The sequence below is a fragment of the Kitasatospora sp. NPDC097691 genome, assembly GCF_040302665.1.
Classification (GTDB): domain Bacteria; phylum Actinomycetota; class Actinomycetes; order Streptomycetales; family Streptomycetaceae; genus Kitasatospora.
The window spans coordinates 62,270-83,679 of record NZ_JBEORY010000006.1; the positions used below are offsets into that span (position 1 = coordinate 62,270).

17 protein-coding genes and 1 pseudogene are annotated in these 21,410 nt (G+C 72.3%); 7 read left to right on the forward strand and 11 right to left on the reverse strand.

Features of this window, described 5'->3' with window-relative positions:
- Positions 1 to 74: 74 nt before the first annotated feature.
- Both ABTY56_RS06205 and ABTY56_RS06210 read right to left on the reverse strand, forming a co-directional pair.
- Positions 75 to 245, reverse strand: coding sequence for an FxLD family lanthipeptide (locus ABTY56_RS06205; RefSeq protein WP_350627055.1), 171 nt, complete (start codon positions 243 to 245; stop codon positions 75 to 77).
- A 66-nt stretch (positions 246 to 311) separates the two neighbouring features.
- Positions 312 to 1,211, reverse strand: coding sequence for a TauD/TfdA family dioxygenase (locus ABTY56_RS06210; protein WP_350627057.1), 900 nt, complete (start codon positions 1,209 to 1,211; stop codon positions 312 to 314).
- Between the two features lie 176 nt (positions 1,212 to 1,387).
- Here ABTY56_RS06210 and ABTY56_RS06215 point away from each other — a divergent pair, with 176 nt between their 5' ends.
- Together ABTY56_RS06215 and ABTY56_RS06220 are read left to right on the forward strand one after the other, a co-directional pair.
- Positions 1,388 to 1,819 (forward strand): NUDIX hydrolase, encoded by a 432-nt coding sequence (locus ABTY56_RS06215; RefSeq protein WP_350627059.1) that lies wholly within the window; start codon positions 1,388 to 1,390, stop codon positions 1,817 to 1,819.
- Positions 1,820 to 1,822: 3 nt separating this feature from the next.
- Entirely contained in the window at positions 1,823 to 2,971 is a 1,149-nt protein-coding gene (locus tag ABTY56_RS06220) for a helix-turn-helix domain-containing protein (protein ID WP_350627061.1), read from the forward strand.
- Positions 2,972 to 3,286: 315 nt separating this feature from the next.
- On the opposite strand, the pseudogene ABTY56_RS06225 reads toward ABTY56_RS06220, so the two are convergent.
- Positions 3,287 to 3,598 (reverse strand): annotated as a pseudogene (locus ABTY56_RS06225) (ATP-binding protein); the annotation flags it as partial.
- Positions 3,599 to 3,924: 326 nt separating this feature from the next.
- On the opposite strand from ABTY56_RS06225, the gene ABTY56_RS06230 reads away from it, so the two are divergent.
- The 3 genes from ABTY56_RS06230 (at position 3,925) to ABTY56_RS06240 (ending at position 7,886) form a co-directional block, all read left to right on the forward strand.
- Complete coding sequence (locus ABTY56_RS06230) at positions 3,925 to 5,250, forward strand: helix-turn-helix domain-containing protein (RefSeq protein WP_350627063.1); 1,326 nt, start codon at positions 3,925 to 3,927, stop codon at positions 5,248 to 5,250.
- 33 nt (positions 5,251 to 5,283) lie between these two features.
- On the forward strand, positions 5,284 to 6,186 hold the full coding sequence (locus ABTY56_RS06235) for a phosphotransferase (protein ID WP_350627065.1): 903 nt from the start codon (positions 5,284 to 5,286) through the stop codon (positions 6,184 to 6,186).
- 203 nt (positions 6,187 to 6,389) lie between these two features.
- The gene (locus ABTY56_RS06240; RefSeq protein ID WP_350627067.1) at positions 6,390 to 7,886 is read left to right on the forward strand and encodes a phosphatidylinositol-specific phospholipase C domain-containing protein; all 1,497 of its coding nucleotides are present in this window, start codon (positions 6,390 to 6,392) and stop codon (positions 7,884 to 7,886) included.
- Positions 7,887 to 7,951: 65 nt separating this feature from the next.
- Here the strand turns inward: ABTY56_RS06240 and ABTY56_RS06245 are convergent, their stop codons facing one another.
- The 6 genes from ABTY56_RS06245 to ABTY56_RS06270 all read right to left on the reverse strand — a co-directional run bounded on the left by ABTY56_RS06245 (position 7,952) and on the right by ABTY56_RS06270 (position 15,510).
- Entirely contained in the window at positions 7,952 to 8,413 is a 462-nt protein-coding gene (locus ABTY56_RS06245) for a hypothetical protein (RefSeq protein WP_350627069.1), read from the reverse strand.
- Positions 8,414 to 8,417: 4 nt separating this feature from the next.
- On the reverse strand, positions 8,418 to 9,335 hold the full coding sequence (locus ABTY56_RS06250; RefSeq protein ID WP_350627071.1) for a DUF4389 domain-containing protein: 918 nt from the start codon (positions 9,333 to 9,335) through the stop codon (positions 8,418 to 8,420).
- A gap of 181 nt (positions 9,336 to 9,516) precedes the next feature.
- A complete protein-coding gene (locus ABTY56_RS06255; RefSeq protein ID WP_350627073.1) occupies positions 9,517 to 10,770 on the reverse strand; it encodes a DUF4190 domain-containing protein in 1,254 nt (417 codons plus the stop codon).
- 328 nt (positions 10,771 to 11,098) lie between these two features.
- Positions 11,099 to 12,451: a type III PLP-dependent enzyme domain-containing protein gene (locus ABTY56_RS06260; protein ID WP_350627075.1), complete on the reverse strand. Its 1,353-nt coding sequence runs from the start codon at positions 12,449 to 12,451 to the stop codon at positions 11,099 to 11,101.
- Positions 12,452 to 12,739: 288 nt separating this feature from the next.
- Positions 12,740 to 14,425 (reverse strand): PucR family transcriptional regulator, encoded by a 1,686-nt coding sequence (locus ABTY56_RS06265; protein ID WP_350627077.1) that lies wholly within the window; start codon positions 14,423 to 14,425, stop codon positions 12,740 to 12,742.
- A gap of 155 nt (positions 14,426 to 14,580) precedes the next feature.
- Positions 14,581 to 15,510, reverse strand: a complete 930-nt coding sequence (locus ABTY56_RS06270; RefSeq protein ID WP_350627079.1) for an aminoglycoside phosphotransferase family protein — start codon at positions 15,508 to 15,510, stop codon at positions 14,581 to 14,583.
- A gap of 310 nt (positions 15,511 to 15,820) precedes the next feature.
- Between ABTY56_RS06270 and ABTY56_RS06275 the strand changes: the two genes are divergently transcribed.
- The gene (locus ABTY56_RS06275; protein ID WP_350627081.1) at positions 15,821 to 17,059 is read left to right on the forward strand and encodes an alpha/beta hydrolase family protein; all 1,239 of its coding nucleotides are present in this window, start codon (positions 15,821 to 15,823) and stop codon (positions 17,057 to 17,059) included.
- Positions 17,060 to 17,274: 215 nt separating this feature from the next.
- On the forward strand, positions 17,275 to 19,023 hold the full coding sequence (locus ABTY56_RS06280) for a TnsA endonuclease N-terminal domain-containing protein (protein WP_350627083.1): 1,749 nt from the start codon (positions 17,275 to 17,277) through the stop codon (positions 19,021 to 19,023).
- Positions 19,024 to 19,064: 41 nt separating this feature from the next.
- Here the strand turns inward: ABTY56_RS06280 and ABTY56_RS06285 are convergent, their stop codons facing one another.
- Both ABTY56_RS06285 and ABTY56_RS06290 read right to left on the reverse strand, forming a co-directional pair.
- Positions 19,065 to 19,424 carry a SpoIIAA family protein gene (locus tag ABTY56_RS06285; RefSeq protein WP_350627085.1) on the reverse strand — a complete coding sequence of 120 codons (360 nt, stop codon included), beginning with the start codon at positions 19,422 to 19,424 and terminating at the stop codon, positions 19,065 to 19,067.
- 74 nt (positions 19,425 to 19,498) lie between these two features.
- A complete protein-coding gene (locus tag ABTY56_RS06290) occupies positions 19,499 to 21,280 on the reverse strand; it encodes a hypothetical protein (protein WP_350627087.1) in 1,782 nt (593 codons plus the stop codon).
- Between the last annotated feature and the right edge of the window lie 130 nt (positions 21,281 to 21,410).

A 21,410-nucleotide genomic window follows, 5' to 3' on the forward strand; every position in this document is an offset into this window, starting at 1 on the left:
CTCAGGCTTCGGGGACGGGCCGGGGAGGGCGCTGGTTCCCCGGGAGCGTGTCCCGGGGAACCAGCCGGGAGGGATCAGTGCACGCCGGTGGTGCACGCGCCGCACGTGGCGCCGCAGCCGTCGTCCGTCAGGACCTGCAGGCTCGCCGCGTCGGTGGTCTCGACGATGCGGACGTCGAGGTCGAAGTCGTCGCCGACCACGACGGTCGTGGCGGCCTTGATCTCGGCCGTGATCTTCTGAGCCATGATTGGCTCCTCCTTCGGAGGTTTCCCTTGCGGGGCCTGGAGCCAGGGCGCGGGCTGCGCCCCGCATCACCAGGAGACGGTGGGGCGGCAGGGACGGGCGTCGACGGCCTGCCACCGTGCGGGAGCGAGTAGTTCGCCGGAGGTGCCTGCGGGCTGGGGGTCCACGTGCACAGTGGTCGTGGGCAGCGACCACTGCGCGGGGAAGCCGGGGCCGAGGCCGAGGGCGGGGTGGGGTTCACCCAGTGCGCGCAGTATCAGCCGCTCGCCCGAGAAGGCCGTGCGTCCGTGCAGCAGACGGTGGTTGTCCAGCACGATGCCCTGCCCGGGGGCCAGACGCAGCCGACGGATGTGCCGGTCGACGGCCTGACGCAGAGCAGGCAGGTGCGCCTCTGCGCCGGGCGAGAACCGGGCGAGGTCGTCCTGCCTCAGTCTCAGTCGCCAGCGGCCGTCGAGCAGCTGCTGAATCACCGGAGCGAAGTGGCCGCCTGATCCACCGAAGTAGGCGGCCCGATCAGCGGCAAGCGCCTCGATCGCGGCGGGGTGGTAGGCGGCCAACTCGGCGAGGACAGCCTGCGCGTCGACCAGCAGGGTCTCGCCGCCCGTGTCGCCGGCCCGCGCGCACGCCAACAGGAGCAGTCGGGGCGGCTCCGCATGCTGCGCGCACTCGGTGTGGAGGGCCAGAGCGCCGCGCCCCAGGCCCGCGAACCCCACCTGTCCCGCGTGACGGCCGGTGTCGCGGATGACGGTGAGCCCGTCCGGGTCGGCGTCCCGATGCTTCCAGAGTGAGGACATCAAACGACCAGCTGCGAGGAGCACATCGTCGCGCCCGCCCAGCCTGGTGAGCCTCATCAGCCCGTACTCGCTCAGCACCGTTCCGGCCCGCTCGCGGACTGCCCCGTCCAGCACAGCTGCGGTGAACTCGTCGCCGCAGGTGCCGCTGGTGCCGCTGGTGTCGGAAGACGACATGGTGGATCTCCCTCGTGGGACCGAGTGGGTGGGAGGCGACACACTCTCCACGCCGGACCGTCCCGATGGAAAGTGACAGATTGTCAAAGCGCGATCACGAGAAGCAGGACGTCGGACCACGGTGCAACTGCTACCTTCGACAGACCCGTTCCCGCCCGCGCGCCCCGGAAGAAGAGATGACCGGACAGACCGAACAGCCCTACGTGCCAACGGCTTTCCCGATCTCCGTCAAGGGCGTCGTGCTCGACCAGCAGGGACGGGTACTGCTGCTGAAGAACGAGCGTCAGGAGTGGGAGCTGCCCGGCGGGAAGCTGGAGGGGGCGGAGACACCCGAGGAACGGGTGATCACCGAGATTCAGGAGGAGAGCGGCTGGGAGGCGAGCGCCGGTCCGTTGCTGGACGTGTGGATGTACGAGCCGCTCCCCGGCCGCAAGGTCTTCATCGTCACCTACGGCTGCACCGCCGTCGACGGGCACCGGCCTCCGGTCGTCAGCCACGAGCACAAGGAGGTCGGCCTGTTCCACCGCCACGAGGTGCCCGGTCTGGTCATGCCGCAGGGCTACAAAAGCTCCATCGCCCGCTGGTACGACCTGCAGGACTGGGGCTGACCGGTGGACCGGATCGACCACTGCGGCGGGATCCGCTGGCACTGGACCACTCCCAGGGCCCAGGACATCCTGCGCCGCCGCGCCCTGCCCGAGATCCTGCAGCTCTACCGCGAACTCCACGGCCTGCCGCAACAGGAACTCGCCGACCTCCTCGGCTACTCCACCAGCTACGTCTCCCGCATCGAGACCGGCTCGCGCACGATCACCGACATCGGGGCCCTGCGCCACCTCGCCGATCGGCTCGATCTGCCGCCGCACTGCCTCGGCATCACCGACGACGTCGACGGAGATCACCGGCTCGTGATCCAGCTCGCAGATTCCGTCCTGCGCCTGGCCGAGATCGCCCGCCAGTCCGGCCAAGCAACCACCGCCGTCGCGGAGCTGTGGCCGCTGGTCGCCCGCTTGGAGGCCCGCGCCGCCGATGGCCACGCGGACCTCGACGCCCTGCGCCTGCTCGCCCGGGCCAGGGTCGGCCTCGGCGTCGCCCTCGGCCACGTGCTGCCGGAGGAGCGGATGGCCGCTGCAGCCGGCTGGACCGGAAAGGGGCTGAGCGTCGCCCGGCGCCTGGACGATCCGGCGCTGCACGCCCACGCCCTGCGCCACCACGGCAACGAGCTGCGCAAGTCCGGCCTGCACCTTCGGGCACTGGACCGGCTCGGTCAGGCCCGCGACACCGCCCGCACCGCCACCGAACGCGCCGAAGCGGTCGTCCTGCTCGCCCGTGCGGCCGGAGCCGCCGGGAATGCCGCCGTCTTCGATGAGGCGGTCGAGGACGGTCGCCGGCTCTTGGAGGAGACGGCACCCACCGCTCTGTTCTCCGAGTTCACCCTCCACGAGGTCCGCCTTCGCGGCCTCATGAGCACCGGCCGGGTCGCGGAGGCGGTTCGGCAGCTCGACCAGGCGCCGACAGCCGGGCTCGGGGCGACGTCGCAATGGCGGATCATCGCGGCGATCACCGCCGGCGAGGTGCTGCTGCGGCGTGGAGACACCGCTGGAGCCACGCGACAGCTGACGACCGCGGTCGACGGGGCGACTCTCCACCGTCTGCCTCACCAGTTGCAGCGCATTGTTCGTGCCTGCCGCAGCCTGCCCGCGGTCCGGGATCGGGCGGACGATGCCCTGGCACAGCTGAGGGCCGACATAGCTGCCTGAAGGGCCGGGTCGGGGCGGCGCGGGAACGAGCGCGGGTTCGGGATCACGGGGCTGCCCGAGCGGGCGGGGCGGGCAGTGGAGCCTGGCCGCTCCCTTGCGGGCGAGCGCCGAAGCACCCCGCAGCACCCGGGAGTGGATGACGGGTTCCGACTGCACGTCCGCTACCACGGTGGCCTGGCCGAATTGCTCCCGCAGCGTCACGTCGAGCTCGAACCAGACGGACCAGCCCGTGGGCCGCCCGTCGTCATCGAGCCGCTGGTGCCATCCGAGACCGTCCGCGTAGCCGTCCGCGACCACCAGCCCTCGGCCTCCGGTCGCGTCGAGGTCGTCGACGCGGCTGTTCATCGCCGGTACGACCGTGCCAGGATCCGTAACGGTGATTCGCAGCCGACCCCGCTCGCGATCGACATCGCCCTCGATCAACAACTCGGTCGTGCCGGCCCGATGTTGATCAACAGCGTGCTTGATCGCGTTGTCGACGATCTCCGACGAGCACACGCGTAGCGCATAGGCCCGGAGCTCGTCGAGATCGATGCCGGACTCCGCGACCTTCGCGGACACCTGGTTGCGAATGGCGCCGAGGGACGCGACCGCGAGTCGGGCCTTGATCTCCAGAACACGGTGCATGGCTGTTCCTCCAGGCTGTGCGTGGGGCAGGAGTTCCCGGGCCGTGTGGCGGGGGTTGGCGCGCGGCGGTCATCGCGTGCCCACAGAGATACGCTGCGTGACGATCGAGAGGCAAAGGGAAGAATCTGCTGCTTCGGGTCGAACTCACCGGTTCGGACCCGAAACTCCCGCAAACCAGTGAGTGGTTACTGGTTTTGATCCATCATCAGGAAGTCAGACGGCTAGGCTGTGCCGTCGTAACAGGGAGGTGTGCTGTGGCACACGGGCCGTCCTGCGCAGCGCGCACCAGAGCCAGTGCCGAGGCGAACGGCTGGACGATCGACACTGTGGTTTCCGTGATCGTCGAATGCTGTGAGGTCAGCCGTCTCCGTGCTCACCGCCTGGCTCGGGGGTGGACGCGCGAGGTTGCTGTCGATCAGTTGGCGGCCCTGTGTGCAACGTCCGGGATCGTCGGCCCGAGTGTGGATCCGGAGCAGTTGGGCGTGTGGGAGCGCCACCGCCGGATGCCCCGAGCTCAGACCATCGACCTGTTGTGCCGCCTGTACGAGACCGACGCGCAGGGCCTCGGACTCGCGGGCGGCTACGGCGCGAGCACTCCCTCGCCCGTGGGCGTGCTTCCCGCACTGGCCCTGCGCCGTCCTCCGGCGCCCCACCCTTCGCCGTTCTCGATCGCGCCGGATGCCGACGATCCGCTCGAAGCTGTGGCGCGCTCCCACCGCCGTGCCGTCGAACGCACGCTGGCTGGAACGACGCTCACCAGCGGTGAACTGGAATCACTGGACGGGAAGCTCCTCATCCTGCGGCAGGAGTACGTGACCGGACCCCCGATGGCGATGTTGGCAAAGCTGCTGACGACCCTGGAAGAAGTCCGGCAATACGCAGAAGAGCGGCAGCCGGCCGCCGTCCAGGTGCGACTGTCAGAGATGCTTGCCGTGCTGTCCACCCTGACCGCTGACGCCTTCATGAAGCTGGGGCGCAAGGAGCTGGCCCGGGACTGGTACGGGACAGCGAAGTCGGCCGCTGACGACAGCGGAAACCGCGAACTGCGGACACGGGTGCGCGTGCAAGCAGCGATGCTGCCGTTCTACTACGGTCCGCCGGACGAGGCGGCTGCACTCACCCACGAGGCCGTGCTCCTGAACCGCGGACGCCCGACCGTGACCGGCGCGTTCGCCGCGGCCGCGGACGCACGTATCAGGGCGCACCGAGGCGACGGAGACGGCGCTCGTGCAGCGATCGCACAGGCCCGTGACCTCTTCGAACGCAACCGGCACACAGCCACCGGGGACGACGCCTGGGCGTTCCCCTACCGGCGCCTCCAGCTCTACCTGTCCGGCGCCTACACCGCGCTCGGTGACACCGTCCAGGCCGCGCGGGCCCAGGACGAGGCGCTGCGCCTCTATCCCGACCGCACCGGCATCGACCCTGCGCTGCTGCACCTGGAACGCGCCATGTGCCTGGTTCGCGGGCGCAGCATCTCGGAAGCCTGCCAGCTGGCTCGCGACACGTACCTGACCGTGCCCGAGGGTCACCGCACCCGGATCCTCGGCACCCGTGCAGCCGACATCATCAAGACAGCGCCGGAGAAGGTTCGCTCCCGAGCCGCCCGTGAACTCGGCGAACTCTTGGCACTTCCGGTCGGCGTGACGTGACAGACACACCCACTGGCCGTCAGCCTGACAGGCATGAGTCCTACGGTTCTCCGGATCGGCGGGTTCGCCGAGTCCGAGGTTGTCAACGTCCTCACTACCGCGTGTGATCGAGCAGGGCTCGACCCGGCCGACGCCGTGATGCTGCGCGGCCACACCAACGCCGTCTACCGGCTCCCGGCCGCAGGGGTGGTTGCCAAGGTCGCCAGGATCGGAACACCCCTGGCCAGTGTTCGCCGCACCGTCCAGCTGGTGAAGTGGCTCACCGCCCACGGCTTCCCGACTGTCGAACTCCTTCCGGTGGACCAGCCGGTCATTGCCGACGGGCATGCCGTGACGTTCTGGCAGTACCTCCCTCAGCCCGGCCACCCCGTTCCGGCGGCGCAGCTCGCCGGTCCTCTCCGTGCTCTCCATGAGCTTCCGCGTCCGCCGTTCGATGTGCGCCCCGTCGACACGGTCGGGGCGATCAGGCGGTCGATCACCGAGGCGACCGCGCTTCCGGCGGATGACGTCGCTTTCCTGGAGCGGCGGTTGGCCGAGCTGGACGACGCTCGGCGCCAGTTGCGCTACGTCCTGGCTCCTGGGTTGTTGCAGGGCGATCCGCAGCACCGGAACGCTCTCCACCACCGAGGGGCGGCAGTCCTGTGCGACTGGGACACCGCCAGCTTCGGGCAGCCGGAGCTGGATCTCGTCACCGTCGAGATCCACTGTCGTCGGTTCGGCTACGGGCGGCGCCACTACCGGGAGTTCGCCGACCGGTACGGCTTCGACGTGACGTCGTGGCAGGGCTTTCCGGTTCTCTCGGGGCTCCGGGAACTGCGGATGATCACGACGAACGCCAAGCGGGCGTCGGCCGGCAGTCAAACGCTCGCAGAGGTACGCCGACGCATCAACGGCCTGCGGTCCGGCGAGGACCGGCTCGAATGGAGCATTCTCTGAACCATACGTTCGACCAGCCGGTGACTGATCAGCTCGGACGAGCGCGGCCTGGCGGCCGTGCGGGGGCGTACGGCCGCGTGAACCCGGTCGGTCGCAGGGGCCGTTGACCGGGACGACCACGGTTTCCGGTATCGGATGGGAGTTCCATGCCTCGATCCTCTTCTCACGACGTCCGTCCCAGGCCCCGGCGGGGGTTGCGGCGGGTGGCGCACCTGGTGACGGTGTGCGTCGCCGTGGGTGCGGCGCTGCTCGCGCCCGGCGTCGCCGGGGCGGCCGGGAGGCCCAACAGCGACGCCTTCGACAACCTCGGGCCGGCGTCCCGGGCGGACTGGATGAAGAACGTCGCCGGTGACACCTGGCTGGCGGCCATGTCGCTGCCGGGCACCCACGACACGCTCGCCGTCCACGGGGGCAGCTCGGTGCAGACGCAGCAGGACTTCGGCGACAGCGCGAACACCCTGACGGCGCAGCTGGAGCGGGGGATCCGCGCCATCGACATCCGGGTCCGCGTCACCGAGAACAAGTACTTCACCGTCCATCACGCGTCGTTCTACCAGAACGCCAACTTCGACGACGTGCTGGGCAAGGCGAAGGCCTTCCTCGACCAGCACAAGGGCGAGACGATCGTGATGCGGCTGAGGGCCGAGTGCCCGCTCAGCGGCGGCGGCCCGTTCGACTGCAAGAACGATCCGGAGACGGTCGACAACGCACGGCGCGAGGCCATCTTCAAGGACTACGTGTCCCGCTACCCGGACCTCTTCTACGCCGCCTCGGTGAGTGGGGCAGGCAGGACGGGGGTGCCCCGACTCTCGCAGGCCCGCGGCAAGATCGTGCTGGGCAGCTTCGACGGCCTCGACGGCGACAACTACGGCCTCCGCACCTTCAACGACCACAAGGAGGACCACTACGACGCGCCCGACGTGTCCAGGAAGTGGGACTACGCCAGGGCGAACATCGAGCAGGCGGTCGCCGACGGCAAGGGCGAGATGTTCGTGACGTACACGTCCGCGTCCACCGCTCCGCTCACGGTTCCGTACGTGTACGCGGGCGGGTACGTGACGGCGGGCAAGTACCCGACGCACATCCCGGGCGTGAACTTCAAGTTGATGGACTACCTGGACAACGGCGGGGGCAACGGTCACCTGGGCATCGTCCTGATGGACTTCCCCGGCTGGGGCCTGGTGGACGACATCATCGCCCGTAACCGGGGCAACGTGGTCGCGGACGGCCACCAGGCCATCTGGCAGGTCAACGCCGACAAGACGTACGTCGACACCAAGTACCACCGCTGCATGGTGCGTGGCCCGGAGTTCGACAGTTCCAAGACCGGGGGCCTGGTCACCCAGCGCGCGTGCCAGTCGACGGCGCCCGGCAGCCACCAGTGGGGGGCCGAGCACCCCTCCTACGACGGCAAGGGCTACTACTGGATCAAGGCGAGCAACGGCACCTGCCTGACCGTCCCGTACAACAACGGCACCCCGCCGGGGGCCGGGACGCAGCTGTTCTGGTGGGGGTGCGAGACCCGCTGGTCCTCGGGCAGTCAGCTGTGGAACGTCATCCCCACGTCGGTCGAGGTCGGGGGCGAACGGAAGACGGCCTACAAGTTCGTCAACCAGTGGACGGGCCTGTGCCTCTCGGTCGACCCGGCGACCGCCGCCACCTCCGGCGGCAAGGTGACTCAGGACACCTGCCCGAAGTAGCGGTCCTGCACACAGGGCGGCCCGGTGCGGGGGCCTGAGGGTCCCCGCGTCGGGTTTCCGGAGCCCTACCGCCCCAGGTGGTCGGCCAGGGACTCGACGGTGCGCCGGCGCGGGGTGTAGGCGGCGACCGCCGAGCCGTCCGCGAAGTGCAGCCGGAACCGGGCCATAGCCTGGAACCGCGGACGGCGCTCGATCCGGGTGATCAGGTGGCGCGGGGCGTGCCACAGCACGTCGGCGGCCTTCCGGATGTCGCTCGTCGAGACGAACGCGACCCGCCGGTCGGTGACCAGGAGCAGCTTGTGCATCGCCGCACCGGCACCGGTGGGGAAGCCCTGCGCCAGGCTGCCGGCTTCCCCGGACACCGCGCCGATCCGCCCCAGTTTGTTGCCGAGCCGGGCGCCCGCCCCGTCACCCAGGCCCTTCGCCCCGGCCACCGGGTAGACGGTGGCCACGTCCAGGATCCGCTCACCTGCCGCCAGGAGCGGTTCCACGGCCTGGCGGTAACGGTGCACCAACTTGTCGGTCATTCGATCAGACTAGCGAGGATCGGTAGGCGGCCGACGTCCGGCCTTCCGCCGGGCCCCGTCCGGAGCCCGCCAGGCCCGCCACGCCCGCCACGCCCGCCGAGCCCGCCGGCCGGGTCTGGACGGGGCCCGGCACGAGGGGCGCGATGACGTGCTGGGTGGGGTTGGTGACGTCGTCGTCGTTGTCGTCCGAGTCCACCGAGGCGGTGATCGAGCTGGTCGTCCAGGAGACCACCCCGAGGAGGATGAAGACGACGAGCAGGCCGCGCCCGGCGCCGCTGAGGACCAGCGGGCGGGTGGCCGACACCGGGCCGTCCGGCTCGCTGCCCGGCTCCTCGCCGAACAGGCGCTTGGGGTAGGCGGAGGAGAGCATCACCAGGTAGGCGGCGTAGCGCATCCGGTAGCGCATGATCGCGGCCGTCGCCTCGTACAGTGGCTGCGGCATCCGGCCGAGGACCAGCACCACGAGCCAGCTGATGAACGCCACCATCCACCACCCCGCTTCCAGCAGGCCCTGCACGATCGAGGCCGGGATGACGAGGATGATGCGGAACAGGACGGCGAGCCGGTTAAGCTCACCCGGCCGCAGCCCGACCTGCACCGGGTACTCGGGGGCGTGGAACCGGAACGGCGGGTAGCGGTCCACGGTGAGCATCAGGTACGCGGTGACGCGGGTCTCGTACGGGACGTACACGGTGAGGTAGTCGGCGACGAAGCCGGGCAGCCGGCCGAGCACCAACGCGCCGAACCAGCCGATGACGGTGACGAAGAACGCCACCACCGACAGCACCCACACCACCACCAGCTGCGGGATCGCCAGCAGCGCGCGCAGCAGCACCGTCCAGCGGTTCTGCGCGCCGGGCGCCGGCATGTCCAGTACCGGGAGCCACTCACGGCTGACGGGGGCGGGGGGTGCCTGCCACATCCGGGCCTCCACGGTCTCGGGTCTCGGGCGAGGGACCCGGCGGTCGGACGGCGGCCGCCGGGCGTGCGTCCTCCGAAGATCGCAGCCCCCCGCCCGACCCGCGCGCCACGCTGCGCCGGACGGGTCACCCCCGGCGGACCGGCGGACCGGTGAGTCGGTCGGCCGGCCGGGGAGCGTCCGGTCAGCCGGGCGAGCCGGTCCAGGTGACGTCCTTGCGCTGCAGCCCGGTGCCGTAGTCGAACCGGACGGAGAACGGGTCGGCCGCGCCCTCCGGCAGGGCGTACGCGGACACACTGGTGGCTTCCTGACCCGGGGACACCGAACCGGGGAGGAACTTCAGCCGGTTGCTGCCGTCGATCAGCGTGAAGACGAGGCCGCCCTTGGCATCCCTGACGGTGGGGCTCCCCGATCCGTAGAGCGAGAGCTCCTGGGAGCCGGTGTTGACGACGGTGATCCTCACCTGGATGATCTTGGCGTTCTTGGGGGTCTCGAACACGGTGTCACGCGGGACGTACGGCTCCGGAGCGGCCATGGTGACCTTCAGGCCGTCCGGGTACGTGTAGGACTGGCCGAACGACAGGCGCCGGGCCTTCAGGTCCGCGGCCGCCTTCTGCTGCTCGGCCTCGATCAGCTTCCGCGCGGCCTCGGCCTGCTCCCGCACCTTCTCCGCCCGCTCCTGGGCGGCCCGCGACTCGGCCTCGGCGCGGGCCCGGGCGGCGTCCGCCTCCGCCCGCCGCTCCTCGTCGACCGCGTGCACCCGTGCGAGGACGAACACCCCGGCGCCGGCCGAGACCACCAGGCCGGAGATGCCCAGGATCACGCCGGCCAGTGCCATCGCCCTGTTCGTCGCCACGCCCTTGCGCACGTAGCCCAGGCCGATGACACCGAAGACCAGGGCCAGCAGGGCCGGCAGCCAGGACATCCAGAACAGGATGACGGCCAGGCCGAGGACGACACCGACGATCCCGAGCACCATGGCCGCGATGCCCAGGCCGTTGCGGGGCGGCGGGGCCGGCACCGGGTACGGCGGCCAGTACGGCATGCCGCCCGGGTGCGGGCCGGGGGCCGGGGCAGGCACAGGCGCAGCGACGGGGGCCGGGCCCGCGACGGGGGCCGGGGCAGCCGCAGGAGCAGGGACCGTGGCCTCGCCCGGTCGCTGAGCCTCGCCCTGAGCCGGGTTCAGCGGCGCCCACGGGTCGGCGCCGGACACCTCGCCGCCGAACACCTCGCCGCCGGCCACGTCGTCGGCAGCCACCGCGACAGCAGCCACCTCGTCGGCAGCCACCTGGTCACCGGCCACCGCGACAGCAGCCACCTGGTCACCGGCCACCGCGACGGCAGCCACCTGGTCACCGGCCACCGCGACGGCCTTCTCGGCATCCTCCGGGGAAGCCTTCTCGGCCTGCGGTCTCTCGGGAGGGACAGGAGCGGTCATACGAGATCCTTCGCGAACGATGAGATGAGATGAGGAGCCGAGGAAGCGGGAACGGCCGTTCGACCCCGGGACAACGTCTCCTCCGACTCCCCGGCGACAGCGGCCCGATCCGCGCGGAACGGTCACCGGTCCGGGTCGGACCCGCGCGTCAACACACCCCGGCGCGGGACACCGACAGGGCCGGCAGGTGATCAACATACAGGTGCCCGGTGACGGCTCCGCCATCGCGGTCCCCGACCGAGCGGAGCCCCCGGGCCGAGCCCCGGGCCAAGGCCGGCACCCGTGGTTCGTCCGCGACGGACCGTGAACGGCTTCCGGAGGGGCGTCCTCACCCGCCGGTGCGGCCCAACAGGTCCTCGACGGTCTGCGCGCGGCGCAGCGTCTCGAAGCGCACGGCGCCGTCGGACGCCACGGTGACCCCGTGCACGGCGGGTTCCAGCAGGCTGTTGTAGGAGAACGGGGTGGAGGTGTAGTAGGCCCCGGTGTCCAGCAGCGCGACCAGGTCCCCAGGCTCCAGGAGCGGCAGCGGGCGGGCCCTGGCGACCAGGTCCCCGGCGAAGCAGGCCGGCCCGGCGACGTCCTGTTCGACCGGCTCCCCGTGCTTGGCCGCTCCGGTGCCGTCGTGCGCGGTGACCCGCAGCGGCCAGGAGTCCGGTGCGAAGACCGTCCGGGTGGCCACCTGCGCACCGGCGAAGGTGATCGCGATCGCCCGCCCGCCGGAGGTCTTGGTGTACTCCACGTAGGCGGCGGTGAAGCCGCTCTTGGCCAGCACGGACCGGCCGAACTCGGTCACCAGCCGGAACTCGCCGGAGAACAGGTCGGGCACGTGCGCCCGCAGCCGCTCGACGTACTCCCGGTGGTCCGGAGCGACCCGGTCGTCGGCGAAGTTGACCGGCAGACCGCCTCCGATGTCCAGGCCCACCACCTGACGGCGGCCCAGCTCGCGGTTGATCCGCCGGGCGAGGGCGACGGTCGCGGCGACGCCGTCCGCCATCAGGTCCAGCGGGCAGCCCTGGCTGCCGACGTGGCAGTGCAGCCAGCCGAGCCAGGGCCGCTCCCGGAAGGCCGCGACCAGCCGCGCGGTGTTGCCCTCGTCGGCCAGGGCGATGCCGAACTTGGAGGTCGCGGTGGCGGTGCTCATCGCCCCGATGGCGCCGGCGCCGAGCTGCGGGTTGACCCGCACCCCGATCCTGGACCGGGTCTGCCCTGCCTGCCGGGTCCGCTCTGCCTGCCCGGCCTGTCGGGCCGTCAGCAGTTCGTCGACCCGGGCCAGCTCCTGCCAGTTGTCGATGTTGACGGCCACGCCGAGCTCCAGCGCCCGGGCCAGCTCGCGGCGGGTCTTGGCCGGGGAGTCGAAGACGATCCGCCCGGGCTCGAACCCGGCCGCGAGCGCCTGGGCGAACTCGCCGGGGCTGGCCACCTCGCAGCCCATGCCCAGGGCGCGCAGCCGCTCCAGCACCGGGACGAGGCTGTTGGCCTTGGCCGCGAAGGCGTGCAGCACCTCGACCGAGTCGGGAAAGGCGCGGTGCAGCGCGTCGACGGTCGCTGCCACCGCATCCAGGTCGAGGAAGCCCGCGAGCTGCGCGTCGTCCGGGTCCAGCAGGCCCTCGCGGACCGCCGCGCGGAGGATGAGTTCACGCCGCTCGGGCCCGTACAGGGCCGTCAGCTGGGGGTTCGCCATGGTGGCACACTCCGTCCGGTCGTCTCGGTCGCACGACCCCGGGGTTGCTCCGGCGGGCCGTGCGACCAGACTGCCCGTCAGCCGGCGGGCAGGTCCTCATCCCACGACCCGGGTTTGCGGCGGCGCCTCCGTGCCGGCCGACGACGGGCGGGCGGCGGCCGCCCGCCTTCGCGTCGGACGACGAACGTGCCGCGGCATCCTCGCGCCACACGACGAAGTACCGGCGTCCCGCCGCCGCAGCGCACGGGGCAGCAGCGCCGCACCGGCCGCGCGCCGAACGCGGCGGACTCAGCCCTCGTCGGCCACCGAGCGCCGGAGCAGCAGCAGTTGGAGCTGGGCCAACAGCCTGGCGTCGGGGTCGTCGAGGTCGATGCCGCTCTCCCGCACCACCGTCTGGTCCAGGCGGTGGGCGTAGGTGCTGCGGGCCACACCGAGGGCCTCCGCGGCCCTGGCCTTCTCCCCCGGTTGGTCCAGGAAGGCGCCCAGGGTGTCGACCAGCGGGACCTCGCCCTTGCGGGTGGACGCCAGCAGCCGGGTCACCGGGGTCTCCACCGGCAGGTGGCGCGCCGCCCGCAGCGCCTCCACGAAGTGCAGCAGTGCCACGGCGTCGGCGACCTCACCGACCCGGGCGACGTCAGGCACGTTCCGGCCGAACAGCAGGCCGCCCAGCGCCAGTTCGGCCGTCCGCCAGGATTCGGGCGCCCCGTCGAGCCGGTCCTGCACCTCGCCGATGCCCACCCGCACCCGCAGCCCCAGCTGCCGCGACAGCTCCGCGGCCAGCGACTCGGCCAGCAGCCCGACCCGCTCCCGGGCCCGGACCGGATCCTTCGCCAGCCCGCCCAACAGGACCAGGACGCCCCGCGTCGAGGGCACCACCACCGACACCTCGCCCCGCCCGGAGCAGTGCCGGAACGCCGCCTCGACCAGCCCGCCGCGCGCCCGGACGTCCTGCGGGCCGCCCGGCCCGGCACCGACCGACAGCACCGCGCACCGCTCCGCCATCGGCAGCCCGGTGCGCGCCGCCGGCAGTTCGGCGGACCCCTGGCCGTCGAGCAGCACCCGGACCGCTTCCAGCAGCAGCCGGTCCTGCCCCTCCCGCCGCGCGCGGTCGTGCAGCAGGTGGGCCACGGCCGCCCGCGCCGCGGCGCGCAGGGCCTCGCGGTTGGCCGGGGTGTCCAGGGGACGCTCGCCCTCCGCCGCCACCCAGATCGAGCCCAGCGGGATGTCCCCCGCCCGGACCAGCACGATCAGGCGCTCGGGGGCCTCGCCCTGCGCCTTGCGGTGGAGCACCCTGTCCGACCGCAGCAAGTCGCGGTCGAACCCGGCGTTCCGCAGGTCGTCGCGCCGGTTCGCCGGCGGCTTCTGCCCCAGGATGGTCCAGATCCGGACCCAGTCCACGTCCTGGCCGATGGGCGAGTACGCGAGGACGTTGTACGCCATGTCCTCGATCGTCACCGAGCCGCCGACCTGCAGCGCGATCGCCTTGGCCAGCTGCGGCAGGTCGCCCAGCGGCACACCGGCGATCCTCGGTTCCGGCGGGACCGACAGCCCCGCGTGCAGGATGCCGATGACGGTCGGCCAGTCGGTCCACCGGCTGCGGAAGAGCACCGCCGTCCCCGCTTCGGCGGCGGCCGCGCCCAGCGCCTCGTGCCCCGAGCCGGTCTCCACCGGCCGGAAGAGCACCCCCGCCGCACCGGCCGCCCCCGCCCGGCGGACCAGGGCGACCGCCTCCTCGGTGTGCGGATCGACCCCGACCGCGACGAGCAGGTCGCCCTGCGCCGCCGGCGGCTCCAGCTCGTCGAGCACGATCAGCCGGCTCACCGGCCGGTCCGCTCCTCCCGGCGCGAGGCCTGGGACGACGAAGTCCCCCGCGAGCGTCAGCAGGCTCAGCAGGGTCGGCCGCGACCCGGGCTGCTCCGCGCGTTCTGCCCGCTCCGCCTGTCCTACCTGTCCTGCCTGTCCTGCCTCGGACATGGGCCACCCCTCCCCAGGGCACACGCGCCACGGCCGGGTCGGCGTCAACTCGCCCAGGGCGTCCACCGGTTCGACCAGCGTAGTGCCGCACCCGGACGGCGGCCACGCCGATCGGAAGCCGGGGCCGGGCCCGGGACCGGGACCGGCGCCGGGAGCTACCCCTCGGTGAGCGCCTCCGCCAACCGGTCGGCGAACGCGGTGAGCCAGTCCAGTCGCGGCCCGCTGCGGGCGATCCGGAACCCGTGCCGGCGCCCCCAGAACGCGGCCTGGACGGCGTGGAACTGGGCCCACCGCCGGACGCGTTCGCGGTCGAGTTCGGCTGCCTCGGCGAACACGTCCAGGATGCGGTGGACGGCCCTGCGCGGGTCGTCCGCTTCGAGGAGCGTCAGGGCGCGCGACTTCAGCAGGGTGCCGCCGTCGTAGGCCGGATCCCCGACGTACCCCTTGGGGTCGACGGCCAGCCACGGCTCGCGGCCGGCGCGCAGGATGTTCCCGGCGTGGAGGTCGCCGTGGACGAGGGTGTCCGGCTGGACCGGGCCCAGCTCCCGGACGGTCGCCACGGCGGCGTCCAGCACCGGCCGCGGCAGCGGATGCGCCAGTTCCTCGTCGTCCCGGCGCAGTTGCTCCTCCCAGGCCTCGGCCTGCCCGCGCAGCCGGGGCAGGCCGGGCGGCGCGGGGACGGCCAGGCGGCGGTTGAGCCGCCCGGCGACCGTCACCACCTCGTCGCCGTCCTCGACCTCCGCCAGGGTCGCGGGCCGGACCCGCTCCAGCAGCATCGCGTACCGCGCGTCGTCGCGCTCGTGCAGCAGGACGGCGCCCCGCCCGGCCCACGCCACGAACGCGTCCGGCTCGTGGACGTTGCCGGGATGCGGGAACGACACCTTCAGCACCGCGGGCTCCCCGGCCCGACCCCGTACCGGGACGATGACACCGACGCCTCCGTGCATGACCTCGCCGTCCGGCACGCACCCCCAGCGCCCCAGCAGCTCCTCCACGATCCCGGGCACCTCGGCGATCCACCGCGCCCCGACCTCCCCCTCGCGCTCGACGGTGCTCCGCGCGAACTCCTCCGGCATGGCCATCATCCCGGCACCCTACCGGCGGCTGCCGGGCCCTCCGTCGACAGCGGATCAGTACGGGCGGGCCGTGACGGGTGTCGCGCCGGTGTCGCACCAGGCTGGGGAGGCTGCCGCGTTGTTCGGGTCGCGGACCGGATTCGATGTGGACCCACGTCGAACAGGACCCGGGGCTGCTACGCGTCGACATCTTCGTCACCGGAACCGGCGCCGGGCCGGCAGCGAGGAGAACCCATCAGCGGGGGTAGGGTTTACCCCCCGTCCGGCCGGTGGGTTCACACTGCCGACCCGGCTCCGCCCGGTGCGACATCGTGGGGCCATGACCGATCGACACTCAAACACCGCCGCCCGCCCCTGCCCGGCCGGCAGGATGAAACGCAAGCGCCGTATCAGTGCTGTCGCGGTGCTGGCGCTCGCCACCCTCGTCACCGGAACCGGCGCCGGGTTCGCCGCCACGACCACACCGTCGGCCACACCGGTGGCCACGCACGCGTTCGACACCGCACCGGCCACAGCCACCGCGCCCACGCGGTCCTTCCAAGGCGCGCTCCCCGCGCCGACCGGCCCCTACGCCGCCGGCGAGGACGTCATCCACCTCACCGACGCGAGCCGTCCCGACCCGTGGGTGCCGTCATCCGGCCCCCGCCGACTGACCGTCACGATGGTCTACCCGGCCGTCCCCGGGACCGGCACACCGGCCCCTTACATGACCCTCGCCGAGGCAGCCGGAGTCCTCCGGCACCGGAAGATGCCTGCGAGCTCCGGCGTCACCCCGCAGAACCTCGCCGGCGTCACCACTCACGCCTTCGACGGCGCGCGGCCGCAGCGCGGCAAGCATCCGCTGGTGGTCCTCTCACCCGCGTACGAGGACCCGCGCATGACGCTCACCTCCCTCGCGACCGACCTGGCCAGTCACGGCTACGTCGTCGCGCTCGTCGGCCACACCTACGAGGACAGCGGCGAGACGCTGGCGAACGGCCAGACGCCGCCGTGCGCGATCTGCGATGCCCCGGCGACGCTCGACTTCGACTCCGTCGCCGCCAGCCGCGCGCTGGACGTGTCCTTCGTGATCGACCAGTTGACGCACGGCACTACCGCGTGGCCCCTGGCACACCTCATCGACAAGCACGAGATCGGCATGGCCGGACACTCCCTCGGCGGAGCGGCGGCCGCCGCCACGATGATCGCCGATCCGCGAGTACGGGCCGGAGTGAACATGGACGGCTCCTTCCACCCGGACCCGATGCCCGGCCAGATCAACCGGCCGTTCCTCATGCTGGGTACGACCGCCAACACCGATTGGGAGCACCCCTGGGCCGCCCTCGGCGGCTACAAGAAGTGGCTGACGGTCACCGGCGCCGACCACTTCAGCTTCGCCGACCTGGACCTGCTTCAGGAGCAGGCCGGGTTCCCGACGCCGGCCCTCTCCCCGGAACGCGGGGTGGAGATCACCCGCGAGTACGTGACAGCGTTCTTCGACCGGACGCTGAAGGGGACCGACAGTCCGCTGCTGGACGGCCCCTCGCCGAACAATCCGGAAGTACTCTTCCAGCCCTAGTCCTGCGCCGCGTTGATCCTTCGGGGGTTCATGCGGCTTTGGGTGGGCTGCCGTCGTAGGTCCAGCGGTGGGGCCCGGCCTCGTGTTCGTACCAGTCGTTGCCGGGCGCTGACCCCGTCGCTTCACCGGGTCGGCGCGCGGGCATACTCCAGCCTGTTGTCACGAGTGTTGGGGGGACTGTGCAGGATCGATCGTCGGGTCCGAGGTCGGGTCGGGTGTGGAGCGACGCCGAGGACGTCCGGCTGCTGGAGGGCGGGCGGCAAGGCCTGGGCCTCGACGAACTCGCCGTCCGGCACGGCCGTTCCGTCGGCGCCATCCGCGCGCGCCTGACGCGGCACGCGCCGTTCGCCTTCGCCACCGACGAGGAACTGCTGCGGTGGGCGCGTTCCTCGCCGCCGGTCGACGGCGCGCACGCCCCGGAGCCGGACGGCGGCGCCGACGGCACCACGGGCGGCAACACCGACGGCGGCAGCACCGACGACGGTGCGGTCGGCGCGGCCGAGGTCCTCGCCGAGTGGCAGCAGCTGACCGGGTACGCCCTCGCCCCCGAACGGCAGGCGGCCTTCCTCGCCCGTTCGGCGGTCGGCACGCTCGCCGCCGAGGATCCGACGGTGCGCCGGGACGCGGGGCGGCGCCTGTGGCGGGAGACCCGGCAACTGCTGCTGGAGGACTGGGCCCTGGAGTGCCGGTGCCCGGGCGCCGCCACACTCGCCCCGCCGTGGAGCGCCATCGCCGAACGCGACGACGACACCGCGCTGCTGCTGCGCGAACTCCTGGCCGCGGCCGTCGACGAGATCCCCGGCGACCGCGACCGCCGGATCATGGCGAGCCGGTTCGGCGTGGGCGACCAGGACGCCCGGACCCAGGAGCAGATCGGCGCCGACCACGGACTCTCCCGCGAACGCATCCGGCAACTGCAGAACCGGGCCGTGCACGCGATGGCCCGCTCCGCCGCCCCCGCCACCGGGCGACTCCGCACGCTCGTGGCGGAACTCGGGCGCCTCGACGGGCCCGCACCGGACGACGGGCGCCCGAAGGGCGCCGCGGGAGCGAGCAACGCAGAAGGCCCGAACGGCGCCGAGGGCCCGGACACCGCGGACGGACCGTGCAGCGCCGAGCGGCTTCTCGACCTGGCGCAGGTCCTGGTGCCGTCCATGGCGCCGCGCCAGGCGGTCACCCTGCTGGCCACCATGGCCGGGGTTCGCAAGCTGCCCGCCGAGAACCTCGCGGCGCAGGCCATGACGATCCGTACGCTGCGCCACGACGCGCAGCGCCGCGAGGCCGGCCGGCAGGGGCGGATCGAGCGGGCGACCGCCAGGTGGGAGCGCCTGGCGGGCCGGATCGAGTGGTTCGGCACACCCGAGAGCGCTCCCCCGCGGAGCGAACTCTCCGCGCTGCGCGAGGCGGACGACGACGATCCGCGTTCCGGGTCGTGGCACTGCCCCAAGCTCGACCGCGCGGTGGCGTACGAGTCGGAGAGCGAGCTCCACCTGGTCCAGCTCCTGTCGTTCGCCCCGCAGATCGCGTACTACCAGGAGCAGCCGCTGGCCATCGGCTACGAGTTCGACGGGCGCACGCGCACCTACTTCCCGGACCTGCTCGTCGCCACGAGGGACGGGCGCTGCGTCCTGGTCGAGGTCAAGCCACTCTTCGAGATGGCCACCGCCGTCAACGTCGCCAAGTACCGGGCGCTGGCGGCGCTGTGCCGCGAACGCGGCTGGGGGCTCCTGGTCACCGACGGGCACCGCACCCGCGCGCTGCTGGAGGAGCACCGGCCGGACCCCGCGCTCGCCGGCCTCATCGGCCCGTTGCTGGACGACGGGACGGTGCTGGGGTGGCCGCACGTCATCGCCGCCGCCGGCGGGGAGCGCCCGGACTGGATGGACTTCGCGGCCCTGGTCCTGAGCCGGGGCTGGGACTGGCGCACCCGGCCGTTCCGGCTGAGCATCGGCAGCGCGGACTGAGGCCCGGCCCGGCCGGTGGCACCGGCGTCCTCGCGTTCAGTTCAGTCCTCGGCCGCCCACGCGATCGCCTGGTCCTGCTGGGCGAGCGGGAAGGTCCTGGTGGTGCCCGGCGTCATCCACCCGAAGAGGGCCGTCGCGTGGGTCATCCACTCGATGTCCGTGACCAGGGCGATCCGCTTCCAGGCCCGCAGGTGCTCGATTCCGATCTTGAGGTCCTCCCACAGCGCCCCGCCGGTCATGCCGTGGAACTCCCGGATGACGATGACGCAGCGCACCGCGCCCTGCTTCGCCGCTTCCTCCAGGGCCGGCAGCAGCACGTCCCGGTAGTCCTCGGCGGAGAGCTTGCCGCCGGCCTCGAACCCGATGACGTTCTCCGGCAGTCCGTCCAGCTTCTCGATCACGAGCGATTCCCTTCTCTCTCCACCCCGAGGACGCCCTCAGGGTAGGCGGCTGACGGCGGCCTCGCCCGGTCGGCTCAGGACGGGGTCACCGTGACGGTTCCGGACGGACCGGAGGACGCCGGCGACGATGACCCGGGCGACGATGACGCCGGCGACGACGCAGACGGCACGGGCGAAGGTGAGGCAGGCGACGAGGACGCCGGCGACCCGGACGGCGCCGCAGACGTGGACTTCGCGGAACTGCCGGGAGCGGACGGCGTGGGCGAGGCGGGCTTCGGTGCGACCTGGAGGCCGGTGACGTGGCCGTCCGCGGTGAGGAAGTACTGGAGTCCGGCGTAGCCGGGCGTGACCAGGATCCCCTGGGTCATCTTGGGCAGCTGGCTGGAGCGGGCGAGTTCGGTGCCGTCCTGGGCCCGGCGCCACACGACCTGTTCGGTGGTGTACTTCTTGAGCCCCTGGAAGAACTTCACCGGGATGTCGGTTCCGATCAGCACGCGCTGGTCCTTGGGGCCGATCAGGGTCGTGAAGCTGAGGGTCGTCTGGTCCTGTGTCCACGCCACCGACAGCGCGCCGTTCGACAGGTCGATCCCGGCCAGTTTGCCCGCCCCGGCGTCCATCGCGTAGACGCGGTTGTTCTCTGGGTCGACCGAGACCATCGACGGGATGAAGCTGTTCTTGGTGCCGCTGGAGGCGAACGGCTGGATGTTCGCCACCTCGGTCGAGTCGTTCTGGGAGACGGCGACGACGCTCATCGGGGTCGGGGTCGGCTTCCCGCCGTTGGTCATCGCGACGACGTAGTCGTTGATGACGGCCATGGCGGACGCGGCGGTCTGCCCGTCCTTGAGGTAGGGCACCGGCCCCCACGAGGGGTCGGGGGCGAAGCCGTTGTTCCGGTAGGTGTAGCGGTAGAGCTTGGTGGCGCCCGGCAGGTAGATCTCCTGCGTGCCGTCGAGCGTCGACGTGGTGATCCGGCCGCCCATCATCTCCGGCAGCGTGACCTGGGAGATCACCTGGAGGGTCTTCGGGTCGATCGCCACCATGATCGAGGGGGGTACGGCCGTCGGGTCGGGGCAGTTGAGGAAGGCGCTGAACCCCTGTTCCGTGCACCCGGGTTGCCGGTTGACGGTCTTGGCGACGATGGTCCCGTCCGGCAGCGCGTCGTAGCCGTTGTACGCGGTGTCGCGCGGGGCCGATCCGCCGGTGGGCAGCGTGGTCCGGGCGAGGACCCTGCCGGTCTGCGGGTCGATCCGGGCGATGTGGTAGCCGTAGATGACCACCAGGCTGCCGTCCGACAGGACGTTCAGGACGCCGGGGTAGTCCCATTCGTCGGTCGCGTTGGTGTTGATCAGCACCTGCCGCCAGACCTCGTTGAAGGTCCCGGGTTCCACCCGCGAGACGAACGAGCCGGAGGCGCCCGGGTCGTCGCCGTAGCCGCCGCCGTAGACGTAGAGCTCGTCGGGGCCGCGGTCCACGATGTTGTACGGCGTGGCGTAGACCTGCTGCGAACCGTAGGCGTAGACCTGGTTGTCGGACGGGGCGCCCTCGAAGTGCGCGCACCCGTACCGGTGGGTCCGGTTCGAGTCGTGGACCTCGAAGGCCGCGATGGTCGGGTACCACGGGGCGTTGCCCTCCGCGGCCGAGCAGGACTGCTCGCCGGGGACGAGGGTGGGATCGCCGACCAGCGGACCGCCCGCGGCCACCACGTCCGCGGGCGGGGAGCTCCCGTGCGAGTCGGCCGGGCGCGCTCCGGAACCGGAGCCGGAGCTTGAGCAGGCGGAGAGCCCGAGGAGCAGGGCCACGACGGCGGCCGTCAGCCGGCGAGCGGGAAACCGGGGAACGGACAACCGGTGGGGCAAGGGGGGGCTCCTCGGGTCGGATCGGCGCGCCGGCCGGTGTGCGGCTCGTCCGGCGTCGGGCCGCGGAACAGGCTCGCAGAGCGGTCGGCCCCGGCCCGGCGGACACGCCGCGCCCCCCGCCACCGCCCCC

Bases quoted from the DNA above. Each gene is read 5' to 3' on its own strand.
- ABTY56_RS06205 (WP_350627055.1), bottom strand. From the start codon at position 245: ATGGCTCAGAAGATCACGGCCGAGATCAAGGCCGCCACGACCGTCGTG.
- ABTY56_RS06210 (WP_350627057.1), bottom strand. From the start codon at position 1,211: ATGTCGTCTTCCGACACCAGCGGCACCAGCGGCACCTGCGGCGACGAG.
- ABTY56_RS06215 (WP_350627059.1), top strand. From the start codon at position 1,388: ATGACCGGACAGACCGAACAGCCCTACGTGCCAACGGCTTTCCCGATC.
- ABTY56_RS06235 (WP_350627065.1), top strand. From the start codon at position 5,284: ATGAGTCCTACGGTTCTCCGGATCGGCGGGTTCGCCGAGTCCGAGGTT.
- ABTY56_RS06245 (WP_350627069.1), bottom strand. From the start codon at position 8,413: ATGACCGACAAGTTGGTGCACCGTTACCGCCAGGCCGTGGAACCGCTC.
- ABTY56_RS06250 (WP_350627071.1), bottom strand. From the start codon at position 9,335: ATGTGGCAGGCACCCCCCGCCCCCGTCAGCCGTGAGTGGCTCCCGGTA.
- ABTY56_RS06255 (WP_350627073.1), bottom strand. From the start codon at position 10,770: ATGACCGCTCCTGTCCCTCCCGAGAGACCGCAGGCCGAGAAGGCTTCC.
- ABTY56_RS06260 (WP_350627075.1), bottom strand. From the start codon at position 12,451: ATGGCGAACCCCCAGCTGACGGCCCTGTACGGGCCCGAGCGGCGTGAA.
- ABTY56_RS06265 (WP_350627077.1), bottom strand. From the start codon at position 14,425: ATGTCCGAGGCAGGACAGGCAGGACAGGTAGGACAGGCGGAGCGGGCA.
- ABTY56_RS06270 (WP_350627079.1), bottom strand. From the start codon at position 15,510: ATGATGGCCATGCCGGAGGAGTTCGCGCGGAGCACCGTCGAGCGCGAG.
- ABTY56_RS06275 (WP_350627081.1), top strand. From the start codon at position 15,821: ATGACCGATCGACACTCAAACACCGCCGCCCGCCCCTGCCCGGCCGGC.